The following is a 23,133-nucleotide window of genomic DNA, read 5'->3' as shown; positions in this document are numbered from 1 at the left end:
CATTTTTGGAACATTAAACAACACATTATGAATAAACTTTTTACACTTACAGCAGTAATTTCATTTGCGCTGAGCTCTTTTGGAGCAGAAAATGATACTGTACAAAAACCGCTAAATCCAGACTGGAAATTAAAATCTTTGTTTGGTTTAAACTTAACGCAATCTACATTTACAAATTGGGCTGCTGGAGGTAGAAATAACCTCTCGGGTTTAGGATTTGCAAACTTACAAGCCAATTATAAAAAAGATAAGATTAAATGGGACAACCGTTTGAATTTTGCTTTAGGGGGGATTCAATATTTAGATGACGGTGATGGAGACATGTTGCAAAAAACAGATGATGTTATTGATTTCCAAACCAATTTTGGCTACGGACTAAAAGACCCATGGTACATTACAGTATTAGGAGGCTTTAAAACACAAACTTTGAATGGTTTTGTTTCACCAGAAGATTCTTTATACTCTTCTACTTTTTTAGCTCCTGGTTATGTAAACTTATCACTGGGGATAGAATATGCACCGAATGATAATTTCAACGTATTTGTATCGCCTGTTTCGTCTAAAATGACCATCGTTAGAGACCAAAGATTGGCGAATCAAGGTGCATTTGGCGTAGAACCAGGATTATTTGATGTAAATGGATTACTCTTAACTCCTGGAGAACAATTTAGGTTTGAACTCGGATCATACGCCAGAATCTTGTACAACAGAGAATTGATGGAGAATATACAATTGAAATCAAGATTAGAACTTTTCTCTAACTACATGAACAATCCTCAGAATATTGACGTTAACGCTGAAGCAATTATCACCTTTAAGGTTAACTCATGGTTTTCAGCTTCAGTTCAAGCCAATTTAATCTATGACGATGATATTACCATTAGAGATGCGAAAGGAAACTCAGGACCTCGAACGCAATTCAAACAGGTGATAGGAGTTGGTTTAGCGTACACCATGGCTAATTACCGTGAGAAAAAATAGAACTTATTCAACAAAAAAGCCCTGAAATAATTCAGGGCTTTTTTATGCTTTAAAGTTTCCTATCTAATTACTGGAAGTCTTTTCTGAAAAAGTCAAAATAAGAGAGAGTTACTATTCTAACGTTTCAATGTATTTTTCAATTCGTGAATTTCGGCTTGTAAATGCTTCATGGTGGCCAACAATTCTCCTTCCTCTAGTTTAATATCTGGCAATTCTGGAGAGATGTAATTTACAAACTTCCACATTTCCACAATTTGATTCACGTGAACATAATAAGGATCGTAGTTTAAGTTTGTAGAGCACAATTGGTAAGATTGCTTTTCCTCCAAATGGTTGTTAACGATTTTAAAAACGATTCCATCTTCTTTCGTCACCACTATACAAGGCGTTCCTGATTTAATGGTTGCCCAATTCTGTATAAATTCAGCCACTACAAAAGAACCCGGACCAACTGGCGGCATACTATCTCCCTGAATAGGAAAAGACCTGTACTTTCTGTTTTTAGATAAGAAAGGTAAAGAGAAGGTTGGCAGAACTTTAATATAATCAGGATCTGCATAACCTGTTGTATATCCAGCTCTCGCCTTTTCGGGTATCATTTCTATGATTTCTTCATTGTCTTCGGTCAACACCGTAGTTAAAACTCTCAGGTTTTTTCCCGAAACATCCGCATACAATCCTTTTTCGACAGAACTTAAGGTAGATTCATTCATTTTTGAAAAATCCTTCTTAATCAAATCGTCTAATGGAATGTGGAAATACTTCGAGATATTCACCAAAGTTTCTATACCTGGCTCAGCAACACCGTTTTCGTAACCACTGTAAGTAGAACGCGTTAAACCAAGCTTTTTAGAAATATCTTCTTGGGATTGTTTCTTGAGTTTACGGAGTATTTTAAGATTTTGACCTAAATGCATGATGAGTTTATTAGCGAATAAATGACTGAATTTCAATCAAAGATATAAATAAACTATTAAAATCCCATCATAGAAACGCTTAATTATTTGGCAACAATAGGTCTACCCACCATTTTCGCATACACCGCTGTAAATTTGGCACCTAAAAAAATAATTTGTGAAGAATAGAACATCCAAGTAAGGATAACCATCAAAGTACCTGCAAAACCGACGTTGGCCGCAAAGAAATAATTGACCAAATAGAACTTGATTAATAAGTGTCCGAGATAGAGCAAGATGGAGGTAAACAAACTTCCTCCCCAAGCTAATTTCCATTTCACTGTACCATCGTGGAGGTACTTAAAAATAAAGGCAAAGAGTATAACATTCACCGCTATTAAAGAGCCATGCTCTACGATAAGGTAAAAGGTAGAACGCACGCCGCTTCCCGAAGCGATAAATTGATCAGTTAAAGAAAAAATGATGGTTTGCGTAAAATAAGTCACTATTAAACACACCCCAAACAAGGATAAAATACCTATGCTAATGGCTCTAGAAATCAAGGTTTCGAGCACGAAATTCTTATTCTTCTTAGGCGTAATTCCAAAAAAGTTATTGATGGAATTTTTAAGGGCATTTAATAAAGCCGTTGAGGAGAAAAGTAAAACCACGATCCCCACAACTTTCAATATGATATTACCCTGAGAAATATTTAGTTCAGCAACGAAGGCCATAATACCACTCACATCTGTAATGCCAATATTTTGTTGTAAAACATCTTGAATGATTTCTAAAATCACCTCCTCACCCACTACACTTCCAAAGATGGTAATGGCCAAATAGACTATGGGAACCAAGGCGAAAATTGCATAGTAGGCCAACGCCGCACCGTGCATAAAATTGTCCGCATTGAAAAACTCCATCAAACTGGTTTTACTCAATTTAAAAATTTCCTTCCAGCTGAGTTTTCTTACTTGGTCTTTAGACATAACAGGTGTTTAGTTCTTTTAAGTTGTTTGGTGCATACAACACAATCTCTTCCTCACCACATGTAAAGAAATTAGCGAAATAAGCACCTCTAAAATCGGCGTATTGATATGAAATTTCTAATTGATGTTTATAGGTATCATCTTTCGATAAGCCGTAAGCGTGTGGTCTAAAGAAATATTCCTTTTTATCGATAACAACCACATTGCATTCTCCAAAAAATGAAGCCTCAAAATAATCTTTGGGCGCATTGTACACCGCTAAAGGTGCACCTCTTTTCTTCATTTTGTGCTTGTAAAAAAAGTAAAGTGTATCTGCCCAACTTAAGGCTTCTTCTCCTTCGTGGGTTACCAAAATCACACTCATTTTACGTATTTCACACAGCTTTTTAATGTAGTGTCCTACTTTACGACGCAAGTGAATATCTAAATGTGAAAACGGTTCATCTAACAACAATAACTTGGGTTCCTTGGCCAATGCTCTGGCTAATGACAAACGTTGGCGTTCACCTCCAGAAAGGGTAATAGCTTGTTGCTTAGCCACCAAATTCAAATCCAAGAGATCCAATAATTCTTGTACAAATTCATCTCTTTCCTTTTTAGGAAGATTTAAGATGATGTTGCGTATGTTCTCTTCTGTTGTATGATAATCATCTAAAGCAAAATCTTGGTTTACCAAAGCGATGTCATCGTGTCCTGCTATTAACTGTTCAAAAAGTCCAAGTACCTTTTCTCCGTTTATTTTAATTTTCCCTTCCTTGGGTTGTAACAAACCACCCAAACACTGTAAAAAAGTCGATTTACCAGAACCAGAAGGACCAACAACGGCGGCAACTTCACCTTCTGCCACTTCCATATTCAGCTGAGTAAAGGTGTCTGGATTATCCGGATAATTAAACGAGAGATCGGTAACTTTAAGCATATTCTAAAATCAATTTCGTAGGGTAATCTTGTGAAGCAATGTACACTCCTGGAATAGGATTTGCCAATGGTTCATAATCTTTTAAATACACCTTCAAAACCTTCTTATCCTCTTCGTCTTCTATGGTGTAGTGATCGATAATAGAAGTTGAAACGGCAAAATAAGTTTTACTTTGATCGTCACCCAAGGCTTCAAATAAGGTCATGTTAGGAACAGCCTCATTAAAAGCTTCTCCATTGGGCAATTCACCTTGTAAGGGATATTCTCCTTCAAAAACATCTAATGCTACAATTTCATTTTTTAAACTCATAGCATCCTCCCACTCGTATTTTATGTTGTTTTCAGACTCCTCTCCATTGTGATGGGCTGCTGCATATTCGGGTGAAAAATCTATGTTCAACAAGTAAAAATGTGCCTTTAACTTCATAATGATGCGTTCTATTTTATCTCTAAATTAATTATTTTCTCTAAGTGCGTGCTAAGTTAATTTCTTTCTTTCATTCTCCTCTTTATTTTCAGCTCAAGAACTACTATCATTTGCTCTTTTCCTTCATTAACGAACTTTTTTGGATAAGATTTAACCTCAAAGCAACGCCAGATGCACGGCAATTTCTATTTTAGTCGCCTCAATATACATACACGAAAGAAAAGATGAAAAATATCGCCATACGCAAATCGAAATTAGATGCCATTAAAAGAAAGCACCCTTGGATTTTTTCAGGAGCTATTTTAACCGATACTTCTGAATTCGAAGATGGGGAATTGGTAAGATGTGTAGACCCCTATGAAAACTTTTTGGCCGTGGGTCATTTTCAACCGGGTTCTATAGCGGTTCGTGTATTGAGTTTTGACGACGTTGAAATCAACCAAGAGTTTTGGAACCAGCGTATTGTCAATGCCGTTGAAATGCGCCGTACGCAAGGATTGATTTCTGAAAACAACCAGATTTGTAGGTTGGTGCACGGTGAAGGAGATAATTTACCCGGATTGATCATCGATTACTACAACGGAGTGGCCATATTCCAAGCTCATGCTGTGGGAATGTTCTTGTCTGCGGCGAATATCGTTGAAGCTTTAAAAGTAGCTCTAGGAGATGATTTAAAAGCGGTGTATTCCAAATGTAAAGAGACCTTACCAAATCGTGTAGATGTGGAAAATGAATATTTATACGGTGAAGTCCCTGTGCCACACATTGCTAAGGAGAATGGTATTCCTTTTTCTATCAATTGGATTTCTGGACAAAAAACAGGATTCTTCATTGACCAACGTGTAAATAGAAAATTATTGGCCAACTACTGTAAAGGCAAAAAAGTATTGAACACCTTCTGTTACTCGGGAGGATTTAGTCTCTACGCCTTAGAAGCTGGTGCTACGCAAGTAGATAGTTTAGACTCATCTCAAAAAGCGATTGATTTAGTAGAAGAAAACGTAGCCTTGAATAATTTAGGAGAACGTCATAACAGCATAGTAGCCGACGCAGTAAAATACGTACACAATCTTGAAACAGATTACGATGTTATCGTATTGGATCCTCCTGCTTTTGCCAAGCATAGGGACAAACGTCACAAGGCCATCAAGGCCTATACGCGTTTGAATGCAAATGCTATTCGTCAAATTAAACCGGGAGGAATTATTTTCACCTTCTCCTGTTCGCAAGTGGTAGATAAGTTCTTATTTAACAAAGCGGTTATCGCTGCGGCCATTCAATGTGGAAGAAACGTAAGAATATTGGAGCAATTGCACCAACCTTCAGATCACCCTATCAATGCCTTCCACCCAGAAGGTGAATATTTAAAAGGATTGGTGATTCAAGTTGACTAATGCTAAACCCGAGTTACATATCTATTTTAAAAATTGCCATTCCTATGATGTTGGGAATGTTTGTGCAGTCTATTGTAATGATAACAGACGCGGCAATTTTAAACCATTTCGATACTTTAAGTTATGACGCTTCGGGTAACGCCGGTTTGGTATATGTAACCCTATTCATGGGTATGAGCGGATTGGGAGATGCTTCGCAAATATTGATTTCTAACCGTATAGGGGATAAAAAAATTGATGCCGTAAAGTACATTGTTCCTTCCAGTATCTTAAGTAATCTAGGTTTAGGACTCTTGTTTTTCCTTTTCCTACAATTCTTGATGCCCTCTGCCCTTCTATCCTATTCCAATAGTCAAGCACTCGCCTACGAACAAATCGACTTCCTTTCCATAAGGAGTTTTGGTTTCTTCTTTGGTGCTTTAATGCTTGCCTTAAATGCCTACTTTTTATCACTGGGTAAAACCTGGATAATAATGTTAGGCTCTATTATACTGGCCATCTCTAATATAGGACTTGATCTTCTCTTGGTTTTTGGAGCAGGAAGCATACCTGCCATGGGAATAAAAGGCGCGGCCCTAGCAAGCGTTATTGGCGAAGTATTGGCCAGTCTTTTCTTACTCACCGTACTTTTTAAATCGAAGGAAAACAAAACCTATAAGGTATTTTCTGAATTAAAAGTAAAATGGAGTAACATTAAGGAATTGTGGAAAATAGGTACTCCTTTGGTTTTGCAAGGATTTTTAGCATTGGCAACATGGACAGCCTTTTTCACTTGGATAGAACAAAGAGGCTTGTATGATTTAACCGTTTCACAGAACATCAGAAACATTTACATGCTGGCTTTTGTGCCCATTTTTGGATTCGCAGCCACTACCAAAACCTATGTATCTAATTACATGGGAAGCAGAAATTTTGAGGGCATCAAACTTGTGCAAAAGCGCATCATTCTTCTCGTAATTGCCTTTACGCTACTTATATTTCACGGGGCGCTTTTGTATCCAGAAAAACTTATAAGCATAGTAAATAGTAAAGAAGAATATTTAGAGGAAAGCGCTCGTATACTCAGAATGGTCTTTGGTTCCATGTTAATATTCGGCTGTTTTACGCCCTTTTTTCAAACCATCAATGGGTCGGGAAATACACGCGTAACCCTAATCATTGAAATTACTAGTATTATCATTTACCTTGTATGCGCCTACTTCTTTGTGAAGGTTTGGCAATTTGACATATTCAATGTGTGGTTTGTAGAGTACATCTATTTTGGAAGTTTAAGTATACTTTCCATAGGATATCTCAAATTTTTTAATTGGCAACAAAAAGTTATTTAATGAAAAAGTTGAACATCGTTTTTATGGGAACTCCTGAGTTCGCCGTTACTATATTAGATACATTATATAAAAGCACAGAGGTTAATGTAGTAGCTTGTATTACTGCTCCAGACAAACCTGCTGGACGTGGACAAAAGATCAATCAAAGTGCCGTTAAGCAATATACTTTGGAACACGACATTCCTTGTTTACAACCTACCAACCTTAAGGATGAAAATTTCATTGGTAACTTAAAAGCAATCAATGCCGATTTATTTGTAGTTGTAGCCTTTAGAATGTTGCCAGAAGTAGTTTGGTCTATGCCGCCAAAAGGAACCATAAACCTTCACGGTAGTTTACTACCACAATACAGAGGTGCTGCGCCTATTAACTGGGCTGTGATTAACGGCGAAAAAGAAACTGGAGTAACAACCTTCTTTATAGAAAAAGAAATAGACACTGGTATGGTTATCGAAAGAGAAGCCATTGCCATAGGTGAAAACGAAACTGCGGGAGAATTACACGACAGATTAATGCACCTCGGAGCAAAACTTACCCTCCAAAGTGTTTTGAAAATATCAAGTGGAGAGTTCGAAGCAATTGATCAAAGTCAATTAACGGAGGAAGAATTGAAACCTGCTCCGAAAATATTTAAACCCGATTGTGCTATTAATTTTGATTGGGATGTACAACAGATACACAATTTTGTGAGAGGAATGTCGCCCTACCCTACAGCTTGGTTTACCATGCACAATACGAAGGCCGACAATAATAAAACATTCAAGGTTTTTAAAACGACCCTACACTCTTCTAAAGCGAACGAAGTTCCAGCGCTTATAGAATTGGATGGAAAATTAATTTTAGCCCTAAGAACAGGAAGCTTAGAAATTCATGAAATTCAAATGGAAGGTAAAAAGCGTTTAACTGCGCAGCAATTTATGCAAGGTTACCGTCCGGAAGAATGGGAAATTACCTTGTAAGAAGAGCTTGACGAGTATCTCGTCAAAACTTTTGACAAAGCCCGGTTCTACTAAGTAATACGTTGTAGGGAAAAACCTCAGTAAAATAGGGGGATTAAAGCGTTTATTATACAAAATTGAAATTCGCAGTATTTTTTTTATTATTCGCACAACACCTTCAAAACCCTCGAATACAAAGGTTTACAAGGATTCTTATCAACATTTTGCCGGAATTATCAACAGAAGCGACTATTTTTTTTCTGAAACCCTTGCTAAATAAGCTTATTCGTATATATTTGTTACAGTTAATTTTGAAAACAAACAAAAACCAAAACTATGAACAAAGCAGAATTAATTGAAGCGATGGCTTCAGATGCTGGATTATCAAAAGCTGATGCAAAAAAAGCATTAGACGGATTTATCAACGCTACAACTGACGCGTTGAAAAAAGGAGATAGAATCTCATTAATCGGATTTGGATCTTTCTCTATCTCTGAGAGAGCTGCTAGAACTGGAAGAAACCCACAAACTGGTAAAGAAATTCAAATCGCTGCTAAGAACGTTGTTAAGTTCAAAGCAGGTGCTGATTTACAAGACAAAGTAAACTAATAAGGTTTATCAAAGATGAAGGGAGCCTCGGCTCCCTTTTTTTATTGCTATAAATATGGATAATCAAAGAGAACAAGTACTCGCCGCCTTTTACGATATCATTACAGAGAACAAACAAGAAATGTTTGACCGTCTCTCTCAATTGAGAACACGCCACATGGCCATAGTTGTTGAAAATATGTACCAACAACACAATGCCTCTGCGGTTGTAAGAAGTTGCGATTTATTTGGTTTTCAAGATTTACACATCATAGAAAACGAATTCAAATATAAAGTTGATCCAGAAATTGCGAAAGGTGCAACACAATGGATAGACTTAAAACAGTACACTTCGAAAGAGAATGCAACCAAAGATTGTATCAATCATTTAAGAAGTCAAGGCTATAAAATTGTAGCTACAAGTCCACATAAAAAAAGTGTAACCATACACGATTTAGACATCACTCCCAAAACCGCCATCATGTTTGGGACGGAGTGGACTGGACTTTCGGATACAGCCATGGAAATGGCCGATGAATACGTGCATATTCCTATGTATGGATTCACCGAAAGTTTCAACGTGTCAGTTTCAGCAGCATTGGTGATGCACACCCTTAGAAATCGATTAGAAAACTCCGAAGTTGATTGGAAGTTATCTCCTGAAGAAATCGTTGAACTAAAAATTTCTTGGTGTAAGCAAATACTGCGCAATGCAGATGAAATGGAAAGAGAAATCATAAAACGTCTATAAGTCGCGCTATACACAACTTCTTCTCCTCTGCCCTTCAAGTGCTTGATAATTAAGTTTTAAATACTTACATTAGAGCAAACTATAAACAAAAAAGCACATGGGAAAAGGAGATGTGAAAACAGCAAAAGGTAAACGATTTAGAGGCAGCTACGGAATTACTCGTCCGAAGAAAAAAGCGATGCCCAATGCAAAACCAAGCGCTGAAAAAGCAACGAAAGCTGAACCGGTGAAAAAGAAGGCACCTGCAAAAAAAGCAAGTACAACAACGGCAGCTAAAAAAACTACCACGGCTAAAAAAACCACAGCGGCCAAATCAACAAGTACAACTGCAAAGAAAACTACAGCAGCTAAAAAGACTTCCACAGCAAAGAAGTCTACCGCTAAAAAGAAAGACGAAGAAGAATAGTATAAACATAAGATGAACAAAAAGTCTCCATTCTATTAAGATTGGGGACTTTTTTTTATTGTGTTAAAATCTTTTCATTTTAATTCATTTTATCTCCTTAAATTGTGGTGAATTTCATAAATAATTTTACAATTTTGTGCTGTGGATAAATCACTGTAATACACACTTGTAATAAACTATACTTACACATTGATTACAAAGTATTTACACCGCACAATTGAACATATCAAAAAATATCAAAAATGAAACACAATTTTGGAGCTGGTCCTTGTATCTTACCACAAGAAGTTTTTAAAAAAGCTGCAGCAGCAGTTATCGATTTTAATGGACTATCAATTTTAGAAGTTTCTCACCGTAGCGCTGACTTCGTTGCAGTAATGGAAGAAGCTAGAGAGAATGTTAAGAAAGCATTAAACGTTCCGGCTGGATACACTGTATTGTTCTTACAAGGTGGAGCGAGTTTAGGTTTCTTGATCACGGCTTACAACATGATGGGGAAACACAAAAGAGCTGGTTACATCAACACTGGTACTTGGGCTACAAACGCAATTAAAGAAGCAAAAGGAATTGGTTTAGATGTTGTAGAAATTGCATCTTCTCAAGACAAAGGTTTCTCTTACATCCCTAAAGGATTCGAAATTCCAGAAGATATAGATTTCTTACACTTTACTTCTAACAACACCATTGCTGGTACGCAATTCAAAGACTTCCCAAAAACAAACGTTCCTTTAGTGTGTGATATGTCTTCTGACATCTTCTCTAAAGAAATCAACGTTGCAGATTTTGATATTATTTACGCAGGAGCGCAGAAAAACTTAGGTCCAGCAGGAGCTACTTTATACATCGTTAAAGATGAAATTTTAGGTAAATCTACAGCTGAGCACATCCCAAGTTACTTAGACTTAGCGATCCACGCGAAAAAAGATTCTATGTTCAATACACCTCCAGTATATTCTGTATTTGTTGCTAACTTAAACTTGCAACACATGTTAGAAAATGGAGGAGTTCAAGCAATTGCTAAAGAAAACCAAGCAAAAGCTGAATTGATTTACAAAACAATAGACGAAAACCCATTGTTCGAAGGAACTACAGCGGTAGAAGATAGATCTGAAATGAACGTTACTTTCCGTTTAACTGACGAAAGCTTAACAGATAAGTTCAACGCAGCTTGGAATGCAGCAGGTATTGTTGGATTGAAAGGTCACAGATCAGTTGGTGGATTTAGAGCATCTATGTACAATGCATTGCCATTAAGCAGTGTTGAAGTACTTGTTGATGTAATGAACAACTTCAATAAATAATACGCTTAATTCCAAAAGAAAATACAATGATGAAAATATTAGCAAACGACGGTATATCAGCAGAAGGTAAAGAAGCTTTGGAAAAAGCTGGACATACAGTTAGCACAGAAACGATAGAACAAGACAAATTAATCGAGGTTATCAACAACGAAAACTACGAGGCTTTGATCGTTAGATCTGCTACTGTAGTGAGAGAAAACTTAATCGATGCTTGTCCTAACCTTAAATTCATCGGAAGAGGTGGTGTAGGTATGGACAACATAGATGTTGAGTACGCGCGTAACAAAGGAATTATTGTTTCTAATACACCTGCAGCTTCTTCTCAATCTGTAGCTGAGTTGGTAATGGGACACTTATTCTCTATCTCTCGTTCTTTACACGATTCTTTTAAAAACATGCCAGCGAATGGTGCAAATGACTTTAAAGTATTGAAGAAAAAATACGGTAAAGGAGTTGAGTTAAGAGGGAAAACTTTAGGTATTATCGGATTCGGTAGAATCGGTCAATCTTTAGCATCTTATGCCTTAGGATGTGGAATGAAAGTAATTGCTGTTTCTAGAGAAGAAGAAAGCGTAAGCATCCCTTTAACGATAGAAGGTGTGGGTAGAATTGAAGCAGAGGTTAAAACAACTACAGACATTTCTGCAATGTTGGCTGCTTCTGATTTCATCTCTTTACACGTTCCAAAACAAAAAGACGGATCAGCAGTTCTAGGAGCTTCTGAATTTGATAAAATGAAGGATGGTGTTCGCATCGTTAATGCTGCCAGAGGTGGTGTTATTGATGAAGATGCTTTATTGGCAGCTATAGAATCTGGTAAAGTAGCAAACGTTGCTTTAGACGTATTCGAAAACGAACCAAACCCTCGTCAAGATTTATTGACAAACGACAAAATCGCTACTACGCCTCACATTGGTGCAGCTACAGTTGAAGCTCAAGCACGTATAGGTTTAGAATTAGCAGATATCATTGTTTCGAACTTCGGTTCTAAATAATTTTTTACAAATACTTTTAAAGGTTGGGCTTCTGTCCAACCTTTTTTGTGTCCCCTTTTTACTCAATTGATATTATGGCAAAACTTAAAGCATTTAAAGCAGTACGACCAACAAGAGATAAAGCTCATTTAGTAGCTTCACGCCCTTATTACACGTACAAACCCAACATTCTTGAAGCCAAACTAGAGGATAACCCTTACACCTTTATACACATCATTAACCCAGAACACAACATTTCGGAAGAGTTGAGAACAGAACCCAATTCACCCGAAAGATTTAAAAATGTGCGTAACGTTTTTGAAGAGTTTTGTGCACAAGGTATCCTACAACAAGAAGATGAGGAAGCTTTATATGTTTATCAACAGACTAAAAATGGACACGTTTACACAGGTGTAATTGCCGGTGCCAGTGTTGAAGAATACAACAACGATCTCATTAAAAAACACGAAGCAACCCTAACGGAGCGCGAGGAGATGTTTACCAACTATTTAGACATCGTTGGTTTTAATGCAGAACCTGTTCTTATTTCTCACCGCAAAGACAAATTGATAGACGATTTATTAGAAATCATTTGTTCGGCACGACCAGAATATGAATTTTGTACAGCAGATACCGTTAAGCACGAATTGTGGGTAGTACAAGATGTATTGAAGGAAAAATTAATTGAAGCTTACCAAAGTATAGAGGCAACTTATATTGCTGATGGACACCATAGATCGGCAAGTTCTGCGCTTTTAAGTGAACGATTAAAGGAAAGAAATCCTAATGCAACGGGAGACAAAAACTACAATTACATCCTTGGTTTCTTAATCGACGAAACGCGTTTAACCATTTTAGAATTTAACCGTTTGGTGAAAACTATGAATGGTCATACACCGCAAGAAATCTTATCCGCCCTTGAGGAAAACTTTGAAGTTAGCAAACTAGATGGAGCCTGTTCACCAGAAAACATGCACGAAATGCACTGTTGTATGGATGGGAATTGGTACAAGTTAAAATGTAAACCCAACATCTTAAAATCGGATGACGTTGTGGATCAAATTGATGCACAAATTTTGACAAAGTACATTCTCTCCCCTATCTTTGATATAAAGGATTTAAAAACCAACAAAGACATCAATTTCATTTCGGGTGAAGAAGGTCATTTAGGTGTAGAAAGAGAAATCGCCAAAGGGAAATATAAAGTAGGATTTGTATTGTTCCCCGTAACGATAGATCAGGTAAAGGCCGTTGCCGACGAAAATAAAATCATGCCGCCAAAATCTACTTGGGTAGAGCCAAAAATGCGAAGTGGTTTAACCATTTATAAGATTAACGAATGATAGTTGAAACGATAAATAGGATAAAGGAAGAAATTGGTGAAGAGGTTACCCTTGTTGCCGTATCCAAAACAAAACCTGTTGCTGATATAGAAACTGCCTACCAGGGTGGTCAACGTATTTTCGGTGAAAACAAAGTGCAAGAACTCGTTGAAAAACACGAAGCTCTTCCCAATGATATTAAGTGGCATTTAATCGGGCATCTACAGCGTAACAAGGTGAAATACATTGCCCCTTTTGTAGATTTAATACATGCTGTAGACAGCATGCGTCTGTTAAAAGAAATCAATAAGCAGGCCGCTAAAAATGATAGAATCATCAAGGTGCTACTTCAATTTCATATCGCCCAAGAAGACACAAAATTTGGATTCTCTTTTGAAGAAGCCAAAGAACTTTTAAACGACAATGAATTTGTGGAAATGCAAAACATCAATGTTGTTGGGGTAATGGGTATGGCAACCAATACAGAAAACACTTCGCAAGTAGCAGACGAATTTAGAACCTTACATAACTACTTTCAAATCATCAAAAGTCACTACTTTAAATTCAACCCAGATTTTAAAGAAATCTCTATGGGTATGAGTGGTGACTACAAAATTGCCGTTGAAGAAGGCAGCACGATGATACGTGTAGGAAGTACTATTTTTGGAACTAGAAACTACTGATATGAAAACACTATTTACCTTTTACGCGCTACTCCTTACTTTTATAAGTATAGGACAAAACAGCTACGTTGATTCTATAACACAACTTAGAATAGAACGCAACCAACACATGTTAGACAGCACCTCATTTTTAAATGAAGATGAAAAAGCACACTTTGTACGTTTAGACTTCTTTGAGGTTGACAGCAACTGGGTAATCACTGCCGGTTTCAGAAAAGATGTGGGGGACGTGATTAAGATGAAAACCAGTACATCAAGAAGACCTAAATACAGAAGGTACGGATACCTAAGCTTTTACGTTGGAGACTCCTTGTTAGAGGTTCCTGTATATCAAAACATGAATCTTTTGGAAAAAGAAGAATACGAAAACTACCTCTTCTTCCCTATTGATGACTATACCATACCTGATGAGAGTTATCCTACGGGTAGATATTTGGATATCAATAAACCTGAAAAAGGAGATAGCATAGTACTTGATTTTAACATGTTGTATAACCCTTATTGTGCTTATTCTTATAGATATTCTTGTCCGGTTACCCCAAGAGAAAACAAAGTACACGTTAGAATAGAGGCCGGAGAAAAGATTCCAATTTTAAGAGAGGACCCATAAGTATATCGTCAATTCTACTATTTTAGTAGTATGGACGACAACAAATTGAAAATACCTACGCAGTATTACGCTTACAATGCTGAGGAGGTGAACCTTATCAAAAGCAATGCGCAGGAATGTTTTCCTGTTTGGTTAGACAATTATAAACACGATCACAGTGTACATTGGCTCAACTTTCATTCTATAGATTGCAAGGAAGAAATTGAAGATTTCGCCACAGAAATGGGCTTGCACCCACTTTCTGTAGAAGATATTTACACCTTTGTACAACGCCCTAAGGTAGAAGAATTTGATAGCTACATTTTCTTTTCCCTGCGCTCTCTAGAGCCAAACACAACAAGTTTAGAACTTAAAAAAGAGCAGCTTAGCTTTATTTTAGGATCGAATTATTTAATCTCCTTCCAAGAGAAAAAATCTGATCACTTTACAGATGTAAGAGAGCGTATAGAGTTTGACAAAGGTCGAATTCGTAAACGCGGTGCGGATTATCTTTTGTATAAGCTCCTCGAAGCCATTATTGATAACTATTTTGAGGTAATTGAAGACGTTCAGCAAAAAATCGAAGAATATGATATACGCATGGCTGAGGAAGATGATCACAGTCTGTTCAAAGAAATAGAAGCTGAAAAACGACAACTCATAGAATTAAGACAGGTTGTATTCCCACTTAAAGAATTATTCGGTCAACTCGAAAAACTCAACAACATTCAAATAGATGAAGAGAACAAATACTTCTTCTCCGATTTACGCGATAATTGTTTGAGTTTACTGGATGAGATAGAGAGTAATAAATCCATTTTAGAAGGTTTGGGCAATATCTACTACGCCATTCAAGGTCAAAAAATGAATGAAATCATGAAGGTATTGACCATCGTTGGTGCCATATTTATTCCCTTAACTTTCATTGCAGGTATCTATGGTATGAACTTCGACAACATTCCAGAATTGCATTATAAAAACGCCTATTTCTATTGCATGGCCGTTATGATAATCTTAGCCATTGCCATGCTCATTTATTTCAAACGAAAAAAATGGTTGTAAGGAAATAATTTTCAAACGTTCAAAAGGAAAAACAATATTATGGCAACATCAAACATCCTTACTTGGGAAGAATATTTAGAACAATTTAATGCTATTTTAAGCGGAGCAATTACAGCCGCACCTTACGACAAAGAAGCCTATCTTAATTATGTGAAATTAAATAGATCAAGGCAAGATAGATGGCTTAAGAAACTAGAATTGAATGAAGCTTTGATACACCAAGTTAAAGGCATAGATGCACCCCAAACCTGGTATGCCATAACAGAACCTTGGTGTGGAGATGCTGCCCACAACCTTCCCTTGTTCTATTTGTTGTCCGAATTAAACAGTAACATCAATTTTAAAATTGTATTGAGAGATACTCCTCCCTTTATGATAGATGATTACTTAACCAATGGCGGTAAAAGTGTTCCTAAAATTGTAGTGCGCAATGCTAAGGAAGAAGATCTTTTTACTTGGGGACCAAGACCGAAAGAAGCACAAGAACTCTATTTGGGATTCAAGAAAAACAATACGCCCTTTGAGGAGCAAAAAATTATACTCCAACAATGGTATAATAAAAACAAAGGACAAGACTTACAGCAAGAAGTACTTGAACTGTTGAAAACAGCAGAAGTTGCCGTTTAAACAACTATATTTTAAAATACAACAAGGAAAACCCCTAAAGACTTCAATATCTGTAGGGGTTTTTACCTAAATTACATTTTACCCTAATTGGGTGATGCATCTAAATTGATTTTTCTGTTTTCTTTGCAACATGAAACGACTACCTTCCATCCTTCTTGGTCTTCTAATATTCGGGTGTACAGAAACCTCCGAAACAGAAGTAATATACCTTACAGACAAACAAAATGACACTTGCAACACCTGTGCCTTTAGCTTGGTAGATTACTATTCAATCAATAGTTTGGACACCCTACCCTCAACCTATACAGGAACACCCGCAAACGGTAGTTTAAATCATGCCAAAATTCTTCCTCCCAAAGGAAAAAACTTCTTTTATTTCGACTCTACGAGTTACTTAAAAGACAGGGCCTTTACCCATTCAGATATACGAGATATCGTTCTAAACACCTACGCCAACTTGGATGTTATCTATCCCGGAAGAATATTCTCCATTATGGAAGCCAGTAATAAAAAGGGAGGGAAAATGGATCCACACCGCACCCATCAAAACGGTATGAGTGTAGATTTTATGTTTCCAAAACTAAAAAACGGTGTTCCCTATCATCATTTGGATACTTTAGGATTTTTACACTATCTCTTAGATTTTGACGAAAACGGAAGATATACCAAAGACACAACAATAAGCATAGATTTTGAAACCAGTACCCATCATATTTACCTGCTTGCTTTAGAGGCTGAGAAACTAAATTACGCTATAGAAAAGGTACTCATTTACACAGAATACAAAGACGAACTCTTCCGAACCACCTATGGTAAAAAACTAAAGCAAAAAGGAATTTACTTTGCGCAATACCTCACACCAAAAATCAATAACCTTCACGATGATCACTATCACATCGATTTTAAGGCTAAATAGTATCTTCCTTTTTTAAAAGAAGCATAATTATACCCATCAAAGGAGAAAGAACGAGAAAAAGCGAACCAAAATCTGTTACATCATGCAACCACTCGCCTTCTTCGTATTTAAGAAGTAAAGGAATGAGTATGGCGATTAACCCGAAGTAATACAACCAGTCGAACCAATACATACGCTTAAACAAAAAGCGCTTTAATAATTGCAAAACTATAAAAATAGCTACGGCTATCAATACACTATTGGGCAAGGCTCTTAAATCTGCCATACTTTCTGCCGCCTGGTAATATCCCACCAAATAAACGGCTGCTATCAAACTCAACACTAAAAATACATAGTGTATTACTTTTCTAGTTTTAACATTCTGCATCATAGCTTCAAAGATAAAAGGATTCTGTATGAAAAATAAGTGCACATAAAAAAGAGTGGCTGAACAAACAACCACTCTTTCTTTTATCTTAAAACTTGTATGTTCTACTAGTTTGCGCTTAAGTATTCTGCAACACCTTCGAAATCAGCTTTCATTCCTGATTCACCTTTTTGCCAGTTTGCTGGACAAACTTCACCGTTTTCTTCGAAGAACTGTAAAGCATCAACCATACGCAAAGCTTCGTCAACGTTTCTTCCTAATGGGAAGTTGTTTACGATTTGGTGTTGTACAACTCCTTCTTTGTCGATCAAGAACAATCCTCTGTAAGCGATCATTGGTCCTGTAGCAACTAATCCTTTTTCGATATCGTATTCGTACTCACCAGCCAATACTCCAAATGCATCAGAGATAGTCTTAGAAGTATCTGCTACGATAGGGTATTTAATACCTTCGATTCCACCTTTGTTTTTAGGAACTTGTAACCATCCCCAGTGTGACTCTTCTGTATCTGTAGATACAGCAACAACTTTACATCCTCTTTCTTCGAATTCTGCTAACTTGTTTTGGAAAGCGTGTAATTCTGATGGACATACGAAAGTGAAGTCTTTTGGGTAAAAGAACAATACTACTGGGTTCTTTCCAACGTACTGATCTAAAGAGAAGTTCTCAACAATTTCTCCTCCGTTTACAACTGCTCCTGCGCTAAATGAAGGAGCTTTTTTTCCTACTAATACTGACATTATATTGTATTTATTTGTTCTTAAAATTCTGTGCAAAACTACCGCTTTTCGGCAGTATAATCAAATCTTTACCTTTATTCTTTGGTTGTGCAATTAACAATTCACCAAATCTGTTTTACTTGTTAATCCAAGCCTTGAACATCCAGTTCGTTTTCTCTTTTTCTCCGATTAAGTCGGATGCCAAACTGTTTGTACCTTCGTCTTCCAGTTCACCAGAAACTGCTAATATCTCTCTTTCTAACACTAACAATTCTTCTTGTGCTTTTACCACGTAGCTCATTCCTACTCGCGCTTCAGAAATGTGCTCATTTTCTGCAATTACAGATTTATCTAAGTAAGCTTGGTAAGAATGTAAGGGTTGTGCCTCTAAGGTTAAAATACGCTCTGCTAAATCGTCTATAATTGTTTGAGTTCTTAAGTATAACTCTTCGTATTTAGCGTGGATTTCGAAGAAGTCATTCCCTCTAATATTCCAGTGTAAAGCACGCAAATTTTGGTAGTGAATTTGATACGTTGCTAACAATGTGTTTAAGAGTTTTACTAATTTTTTTGACTTTTTCATCTTCGTTCTTTTTGTTTTGGTTCACTACAAATATAAGGGGGATAAGTCTTAGTTTTCATCTATAAATTTTATATTTACATAAATTTAATTTATACATGATTTCACACGCTCAGATTCAGTATATCATACACGTATATCAAGAGAAATCTTTTCAGAAGGCAGCTGATAAGTGTTTTGTAACCCAGCCCACTTTATCTATGCAAATTAAAAAAGCAGAGCAAACCTTAGGATACCCCATTTTTAACAGGGATACCAATCCTATTTGTTTAACTTCTTTTGGCGAAGAATTGATGCCGCGTTTGTTTGACATAGAAGAGTCGTTTCAAAAACTCGATATTTTCATACAACAAAAGGAGGGGAAATATCAAGAAGAAATCAAATTGGGAATTATACCTACGGTGTCTATTTACATGGTTCCTTATTTATACAAGGTTTGGGACAAGGAGTTTCCGAATGTGAATCTTAAAATTGTTGAATTACCTACAGAAAAACTATTACAAGCTGTGGGTGAGAAAAAAGTAGATGCAGGAATCATGGCCGGTCCTGTTCCCGGTGAACGTTTTGACGATTGTATATTATTTAATGAAGAAATTAAAATCTACGCACCACAATACGAGGGGAACGGGGTTCTTGCAGACGATTTAAAAAACATGAAACCGTGGCTCTTGAGTAAAGGAAACTGTTTGCGTACGCAGATGATTAACTTCTGTGCCTTAAAGCAAGAAGAGAAATCTTCGTGGGATTATGAAGGTGGAAACTTAGAGTTGTTAACCAAAATGGCCAAATTACATGGTGGATTCACTCTACTGCCAGAGTATTACTTACAAATGCAACCTAAACTTCAAAAAACAGTTTTAACCGCAGAGAATCCAGCACCCGCACGATCAATAGTGGGGTTCCATCTACCAAGAAACACCAAGCGCGTTAACATACAGAAAATTTACAATGTCTTGAAAAAGGGTTACCCGCAACCATCGGATAAAAAATTGAATATACTCCCATGGAAATAGGCACTTTTCTTACCCTTTCCTTAGGAATTATCTATGTAGGTTTCACGCTGTGGGTAAGAAGGAAAATTACAAAAGCTTTGTACCTTTCTTCCAAAAGGAGAACCCTTCATTTGTGGTTTATATGGTGTGTCCCATTTCTTGGTCCGTTAATTCTTCGAGGTTTTTGGAAACAAAGAGAAATTCTAAAAACTAGGACAATTAAGGATAGAAACCCAAAATCTGATCATTTTTTTTGAAAGTAAAACAGGCTTTCCTGGAAGCCAATAAGTATTAAAATTTAATACACGATACTTTCCTCTTTCTCTTCAGGATAAAACAGGGCTTTTACTTCTGGTTTGGTTATTTCTATTAAGGTAAATATTCCTAGAACAAGTCGTAAAACCCCACTTAAACAAGCCACTATTGCCATAACAAAGATAAAGTTATAGTTTTTTCTACGCCTTAAACAAGAAGCAGTGTACAGGTTTAAAACACCTAAAAGCGCACAAATAAATGCACCTACCCCACTAATCAATAACATTATCCACCCTACATCCTGATCTGTATTTTGAAAATCTTGGATAAAAATAAAACCAAACACTGCATATAAGCCAAAACCAAAAACACCTAAAAAATTCAGTACTGCCGAAACAATGTATAATATCCTGTAGGTATCTAAATTGTTTTTATACACTCCCAATTCATCTATTACTTGCTTCATACTTGAGATTTTGATTCTAAAATACGAATTAATAAGATCAACCACCTATAAAAAAAGCCGCTTCAATTGAATGAAACGGCTTTTCAATATGTTTGAAAAAATCTTAAAGATCAGCAGCTGTTGCTATTAATTCGGCAACATCCAATACTTCAATTTCTCCTTCTTTTTCGAAGTTTTTAACTCCATCTGTCATCATCGTATTACAGAAAGGACAACCTGTAGCAATTACGTTTGGCTTCACTTCTAACGCATCCTCTGTACGCTCAATGTTTACTTCTTTGTTACCTTTTTCAGCTTCTTTAAACATCTGTGCTCCACCAGCTCCACAACAAAGTCCGTTTGTTTTACAACGCTTCATTTCTACCAATTCGGCATCTAACTTTTGCAATAACTCTCTTGGTGCTTCGTACACATCATTTGCTCTACCTAAGTAACAAGGATCGTGGAAGGTAATTTTCTTTCCTTTGAAAGTCTCGCCTCCCTTAATAGCCAATTTACCGTCGTTTATTAACCCTTGGATCAATTGTGTGTGGTGAATCACTTCGTAATCGCCTCCCAACTCTGGATATTCATTTTTCAAGGTATTGAAACAGTGTGGACATCCCGTAACTATTTTCTTTACCTCATAACCATTTAAAACCTGTATGTTCATCATGGCTTGCATTTGGAACAAGAACTCGTTTCCGGCTCTTTTTGCAGGATCTCCTGTACAACCTTCTTCCGCTCCTAACACTGCAAATTTAACATCACAATGGTTCAATATTTTAACGATCGCTTTCGTGATCTTTTTTGCTCTGTCATCAAAACTACCCGAACAACCTACCCAAAACAATACGTCTGGCGTTTCTCCTGTAGCTAGCATTTCTGCCATCGTTGGCACTTTCAATCCACTCATAATATTATGACTTAAATACTTGAATTTTTGTTGTTTTATCTACCAAATCCGTAAACTTCCCTTCGAAACGTGTTGCACGTACAATGTGGTTGTCTACCCAATGGTAATTTCCTCCTCTTGGTTTTCCAAACATAATTCCATGGTATTTAAAACCATGTTCTTTCAACCAAGTTTCAGTTACTTCACGATGTTCTTCTAAACGCGAAGTGAAAAATGTAATGATATGACCTTGATCATACCATTTATTTAAAGTTTCCAATGCGTCTGGATATACATTGGCTGTGGCCATACGCTCTGGTTCCTCGTTTGGAATATCATCACATACAGTTCCATCTATATCTATAAGGTAGTTTTTTACCTCTTCGGGTAAAACAGGACTGATATGTTTTCCGTCCACTACCTTATTTATAAGCTTTTTACTGCTCATCTCTCCAGTTTAATCGGTCGGCTTGACTAAATTGCCATGGCGCACCGTTATTCTCTATGTTTGTAAACATCGTTGTTAATTCAGAAGGAGCTTTCGACTCTTCCATCACCAAGAAACGACGTAAATCAACAATGATAGATAAAGGATCTATGTTTACAGGACATTCTTGAACACAAGCGTTACAAGAAGTACATGCCCAAAGTTCCTCTTCAGAAATATAATCTCTTAATAAAGATTTACCATCGTCGTGATCTTTTCCATGCTTACGGATGTTATTTCCAACTTCCTCCAAACGGTCACGTGTATCCATCATAATTTTACGAGGAGACAATAATTTACCTGTTTGGTTAGCCGGACAAGATGACGTACATCTACCACACTCTGTACATGTGTAAGCATCCAATAAGTTCTTCCAAGTAAGGTCTGTAACATCTTTGGCTCCAAAACGCTGTACTTCTCCTTCAGCAGGAGCTGGTGCTGCAAATGGATCAGCGGTTGGATCCATCATTAACTCCACCTCTTTTTTCACTGCTTCCATGTTATTGAACTTCCCTTTCTTCTCTAAGTTAGAGTAGTAAGTATTAGGGAAAGCTAACAAGATGTGGAAGTGCTTAGAGAAGGGCAAGTAGTTTAAGAAACCAAAAACCATAATGATGTGTCCCCACCATCCGATACGCTCAATAATGTGAAGTGTGTGTGCATCCATACCCCCAAAAAGAGCAGGTCCGATGAACTGAGAAATAGTTAATCCGAAAGAACCAGACTCACCCGTATTGTAGTGAGAAGCTCCTTGGTTATACAGAGCTTCATCAGCTCCGTTCATCATAAAGATGAAACACACCAATAAAAGTTCAGCAAACAAAATGATGTTACCATCCATTTTTGCCCAACCTGCCATTTCTTTCATGTTGAAACGCGGAATCTTCAATACGTTTCTTCTCAATAAGAAAATGAAAGTAGCTACAAAAGCTAAAACAGATAGTACTTCTATAAAAGAGACCATAAAGGTGTAGAATCCACCCAATCCATCTCTAAATATTCTGTGTTGACCACTTAAACCGTCAACAATAATTTCAATTAATTCAATTTGTGTGATGACAAAAGCGGCATACAAACAGAAGTGTAAAATTGCCGGTATAGGACGCTGGAACATTTTCTTTTGTCCGAAAGCCACCAACAACATGGTCTTCCATCTTTCCTTTTTGTTATCAGATCTGTCGATGTCTCTACCCAACAGAATGTTCTGCCTTATTTTGTTCACGTTCATCGCGAAGTAACCACCACCTGCGATCAACAATAAAGCAAATAAAATAATAGCTATCATAGATTTCGAGTTTACAA

The 23,133-nt window shown here is 36.9% G+C and carries 27 protein-coding genes; 16 read left to right on the top strand and 11 right to left on the bottom strand.

Going from position 1 to position 23,133, the window contains the following annotated elements; all coding sequences use genetic code 11:
- Positions 1 to 27: 27 nt before the first annotated feature.
- On the top strand, positions 28 to 981 hold the full coding sequence (locus tag BM327_RS02030) for a DUF3078 domain-containing protein (protein ID WP_090245773.1): 954 nt from the start codon (positions 28 to 30) through the stop codon (positions 979 to 981).
- 116 nt (positions 982 to 1,097) lie between these two features.
- Here BM327_RS02030 and BM327_RS02025 read toward each other — a convergent pair whose 3' ends face one another.
- The 4 genes from BM327_RS02025 to BM327_RS02010 form a co-directional block, all read right to left on the bottom strand.
- Positions 1,098 to 1,898, bottom strand: coding sequence for an XRE family transcriptional regulator (locus tag BM327_RS02025; RefSeq protein WP_090245770.1), 801 nt, complete (start codon positions 1,896 to 1,898; stop codon positions 1,098 to 1,100).
- Positions 1,899 to 1,981: 83 nt separating this feature from the next.
- The gene (locus tag BM327_RS02020) at positions 1,982 to 2,866 is read right to left on the bottom strand and encodes a YihY/virulence factor BrkB family protein (protein ID WP_090245767.1); all 885 of its coding nucleotides are present in this window, start codon (positions 2,864 to 2,866) and stop codon (positions 1,982 to 1,984) included.
- Entirely contained in the window at positions 2,859 to 3,785 is a 927-nt protein-coding gene (locus BM327_RS02015; protein ID WP_090245765.1) for an ABC transporter ATP-binding protein, read from the bottom strand. Before BM327_RS02015 ends, BM327_RS02020 begins: the two co-directional genes overlap by 8 nt.
- Complete coding sequence (locus BM327_RS02010) at positions 3,778 to 4,212, bottom strand: hypothetical protein (RefSeq protein WP_090245763.1); 435 nt, start codon at positions 4,210 to 4,212, stop codon at positions 3,778 to 3,780. Before BM327_RS02010 ends, BM327_RS02015 begins: the two co-directional genes overlap by 8 nt.
- Positions 4,213 to 4,436: 224 nt before the next feature.
- Here BM327_RS02010 and BM327_RS02005 point away from each other — a divergent pair, with 224 nt between their 5' ends.
- The 14 genes from BM327_RS02005 to BM327_RS01940 all read left to right on the top strand — a co-directional run bounded on the left by BM327_RS02005 (position 4,437) and on the right by BM327_RS01940 (position 17,091).
- Entirely contained in the window at positions 4,437 to 5,606 is a 1,170-nt protein-coding gene (locus BM327_RS02005) for a class I SAM-dependent rRNA methyltransferase (RefSeq protein WP_090245761.1), read from the top strand.
- Positions 5,606 to 6,934 (top strand): MATE family efflux transporter, encoded by a 1,329-nt coding sequence (locus BM327_RS02000; protein WP_090245759.1) that lies wholly within the window; start codon positions 5,606 to 5,608, stop codon positions 6,932 to 6,934. Before BM327_RS02005 ends, BM327_RS02000 begins: the two co-directional genes overlap by 1 nt.
- On the top strand, positions 6,934 to 7,893 hold the full coding sequence (gene fmt, locus BM327_RS01995; RefSeq protein ID WP_090245757.1) for a methionyl-tRNA formyltransferase: 960 nt from the start codon (positions 6,934 to 6,936) through the stop codon (positions 7,891 to 7,893). Before BM327_RS02000 ends, fmt begins: the two co-directional genes overlap by 1 nt.
- A gap of 315 nt (positions 7,894 to 8,208) precedes the next feature.
- Complete coding sequence (locus BM327_RS01990) at positions 8,209 to 8,481, top strand: HU family DNA-binding protein (RefSeq protein WP_090245755.1); 273 nt, start codon at positions 8,209 to 8,211, stop codon at positions 8,479 to 8,481.
- 55 nt (positions 8,482 to 8,536) lie between these two features.
- Positions 8,537 to 9,211 carry a TrmH family RNA methyltransferase gene (locus tag BM327_RS01985; RefSeq protein WP_090245754.1) on the top strand — a complete coding sequence of 225 codons (675 nt, stop codon included), beginning with the start codon at positions 8,537 to 8,539 and terminating at the stop codon, positions 9,209 to 9,211.
- Between the two features lie 97 nt (positions 9,212 to 9,308).
- Complete coding sequence (locus BM327_RS15995) at positions 9,309 to 9,617, top strand: 30S ribosomal protein THX (RefSeq protein ID WP_090245753.1); 309 nt, start codon at positions 9,309 to 9,311, stop codon at positions 9,615 to 9,617.
- Positions 9,618 to 9,859: 242 nt separating this feature from the next.
- On the top strand, positions 9,860 to 10,918 hold the full coding sequence (gene serC, locus BM327_RS01975) for a 3-phosphoserine/phosphohydroxythreonine transaminase (protein ID WP_090245751.1): 1,059 nt from the start codon (positions 9,860 to 9,862) through the stop codon (positions 10,916 to 10,918).
- 29 nt (positions 10,919 to 10,947) lie between these two features.
- Positions 10,948 to 11,913 (top strand): D-2-hydroxyacid dehydrogenase, encoded by a 966-nt coding sequence (locus BM327_RS01970; protein WP_090247586.1) that lies wholly within the window; start codon positions 10,948 to 10,950, stop codon positions 11,911 to 11,913.
- 74 nt (positions 11,914 to 11,987) lie between these two features.
- A complete protein-coding gene (locus BM327_RS01965) occupies positions 11,988 to 13,235 on the top strand; it encodes a DUF1015 domain-containing protein (RefSeq protein ID WP_090245749.1) in 1,248 nt (415 codons plus the stop codon).
- Positions 13,232 to 13,897, top strand: coding sequence for a YggS family pyridoxal phosphate-dependent enzyme (locus BM327_RS01960; protein WP_090245747.1), 666 nt, complete (start codon positions 13,232 to 13,234; stop codon positions 13,895 to 13,897). The genes BM327_RS01965 and BM327_RS01960 overlap by 4 nt, the downstream gene beginning before the upstream one ends.
- Before the next feature lies 1 nt (position 13,898).
- Positions 13,899 to 14,507, top strand: coding sequence for a DUF1684 domain-containing protein (locus tag BM327_RS01955; RefSeq protein ID WP_090245745.1), 609 nt, complete (start codon positions 13,899 to 13,901; stop codon positions 14,505 to 14,507).
- Between the two features lie 30 nt (positions 14,508 to 14,537).
- Positions 14,538 to 15,548, top strand: coding sequence for a magnesium/cobalt transporter CorA (corA, locus tag BM327_RS01950; RefSeq protein ID WP_090245744.1), 1,011 nt, complete (start codon positions 14,538 to 14,540; stop codon positions 15,546 to 15,548).
- Between the two features lie 39 nt (positions 15,549 to 15,587).
- A complete protein-coding gene (locus BM327_RS01945; RefSeq protein WP_090245742.1) occupies positions 15,588 to 16,175 on the top strand; it encodes a thioredoxin family protein in 588 nt (195 codons plus the stop codon).
- A 130-nt stretch (positions 16,176 to 16,305) separates the two neighbouring features.
- Positions 16,306 to 17,091, top strand: a complete 786-nt coding sequence (locus BM327_RS01940) for a penicillin-insensitive murein endopeptidase (protein ID WP_090245739.1) — start codon at positions 16,306 to 16,308, stop codon at positions 17,089 to 17,091.
- On the opposite strand, the gene BM327_RS01935 is transcribed toward BM327_RS01940, so the two are convergent.
- From BM327_RS01935 to BM327_RS01925, 3 genes are all read right to left on the bottom strand, one after another.
- On the bottom strand, positions 17,084 to 17,461 hold the full coding sequence (locus BM327_RS01935) for a hypothetical protein (RefSeq protein ID WP_139230210.1): 378 nt from the start codon (positions 17,459 to 17,461) through the stop codon (positions 17,084 to 17,086). The genes BM327_RS01940 and BM327_RS01935 overlap by 8 nt on opposite strands.
- A 104-nt stretch (positions 17,462 to 17,565) precedes the next feature.
- Entirely contained in the window at positions 17,566 to 18,198 is a 633-nt protein-coding gene (locus BM327_RS01930; RefSeq protein ID WP_090245734.1) for a peroxiredoxin, read from the bottom strand.
- Between the two features lie 115 nt (positions 18,199 to 18,313).
- Positions 18,314 to 18,760: a Dps family protein gene (locus BM327_RS01925; protein ID WP_090245732.1), complete on the bottom strand. Its 447-nt coding sequence runs from the start codon at positions 18,758 to 18,760 to the stop codon at positions 18,314 to 18,316.
- A gap of 95 nt (positions 18,761 to 18,855) precedes the next feature.
- Here BM327_RS01925 and BM327_RS01920 point away from each other — a divergent pair, with 95 nt between their 5' ends.
- Positions 18,856 to 19,770, top strand: coding sequence for a LysR family transcriptional regulator (locus BM327_RS01920; protein ID WP_090245730.1), 915 nt, complete (start codon positions 18,856 to 18,858; stop codon positions 19,768 to 19,770).
- A gap of 277 nt (positions 19,771 to 20,047) precedes the next feature.
- Here the strand turns inward: BM327_RS01920 and BM327_RS01915 are convergent, their stop codons facing one another.
- The 4 genes from BM327_RS01915 to BM327_RS01900 all read right to left on the bottom strand — a co-directional run bounded on the left by BM327_RS01915 (position 20,048) and on the right by BM327_RS01900 (position 23,116).
- A complete protein-coding gene (locus BM327_RS01915) occupies positions 20,048 to 20,470 on the bottom strand; it encodes a hypothetical protein (protein ID WP_090245728.1) in 423 nt (140 codons plus the stop codon).
- Between the two features lie 103 nt (positions 20,471 to 20,573).
- Positions 20,574 to 21,365, bottom strand: coding sequence for a (Fe-S)-binding protein (locus BM327_RS01910; protein WP_396442386.1), 792 nt, complete (start codon positions 21,363 to 21,365; stop codon positions 20,574 to 20,576).
- Positions 21,366 to 21,369: 4 nt separating this feature from the next.
- Entirely contained in the window at positions 21,370 to 21,792 is a 423-nt protein-coding gene (locus BM327_RS01905) for an LNS2 domain-containing protein (RefSeq protein WP_090245724.1), read from the bottom strand.
- Positions 21,782 to 23,116 carry a 4Fe-4S dicluster domain-containing protein gene (locus tag BM327_RS01900; RefSeq protein ID WP_090245722.1) on the bottom strand — a complete coding sequence of 445 codons (1,335 nt, stop codon included), beginning with the start codon at positions 23,114 to 23,116 and terminating at the stop codon, positions 21,782 to 21,784. Before BM327_RS01900 ends, BM327_RS01905 begins: the two co-directional genes overlap by 11 nt.
- Between the last annotated feature and the right edge of the window lie 17 nt (positions 23,117 to 23,133).

Source organism: Lishizhenia tianjinensis (genome assembly GCF_900116425.1).
Lineage (GTDB): Bacteria > Bacteroidota > Bacteroidia > Flavobacteriales_D > Crocinitomicaceae > Lishizhenia > Lishizhenia tianjinensis.
The sequence above is the reverse complement of the archived record's forward strand: the minus strand, read 5'-3'. Positions and strand labels throughout refer to the sequence as shown.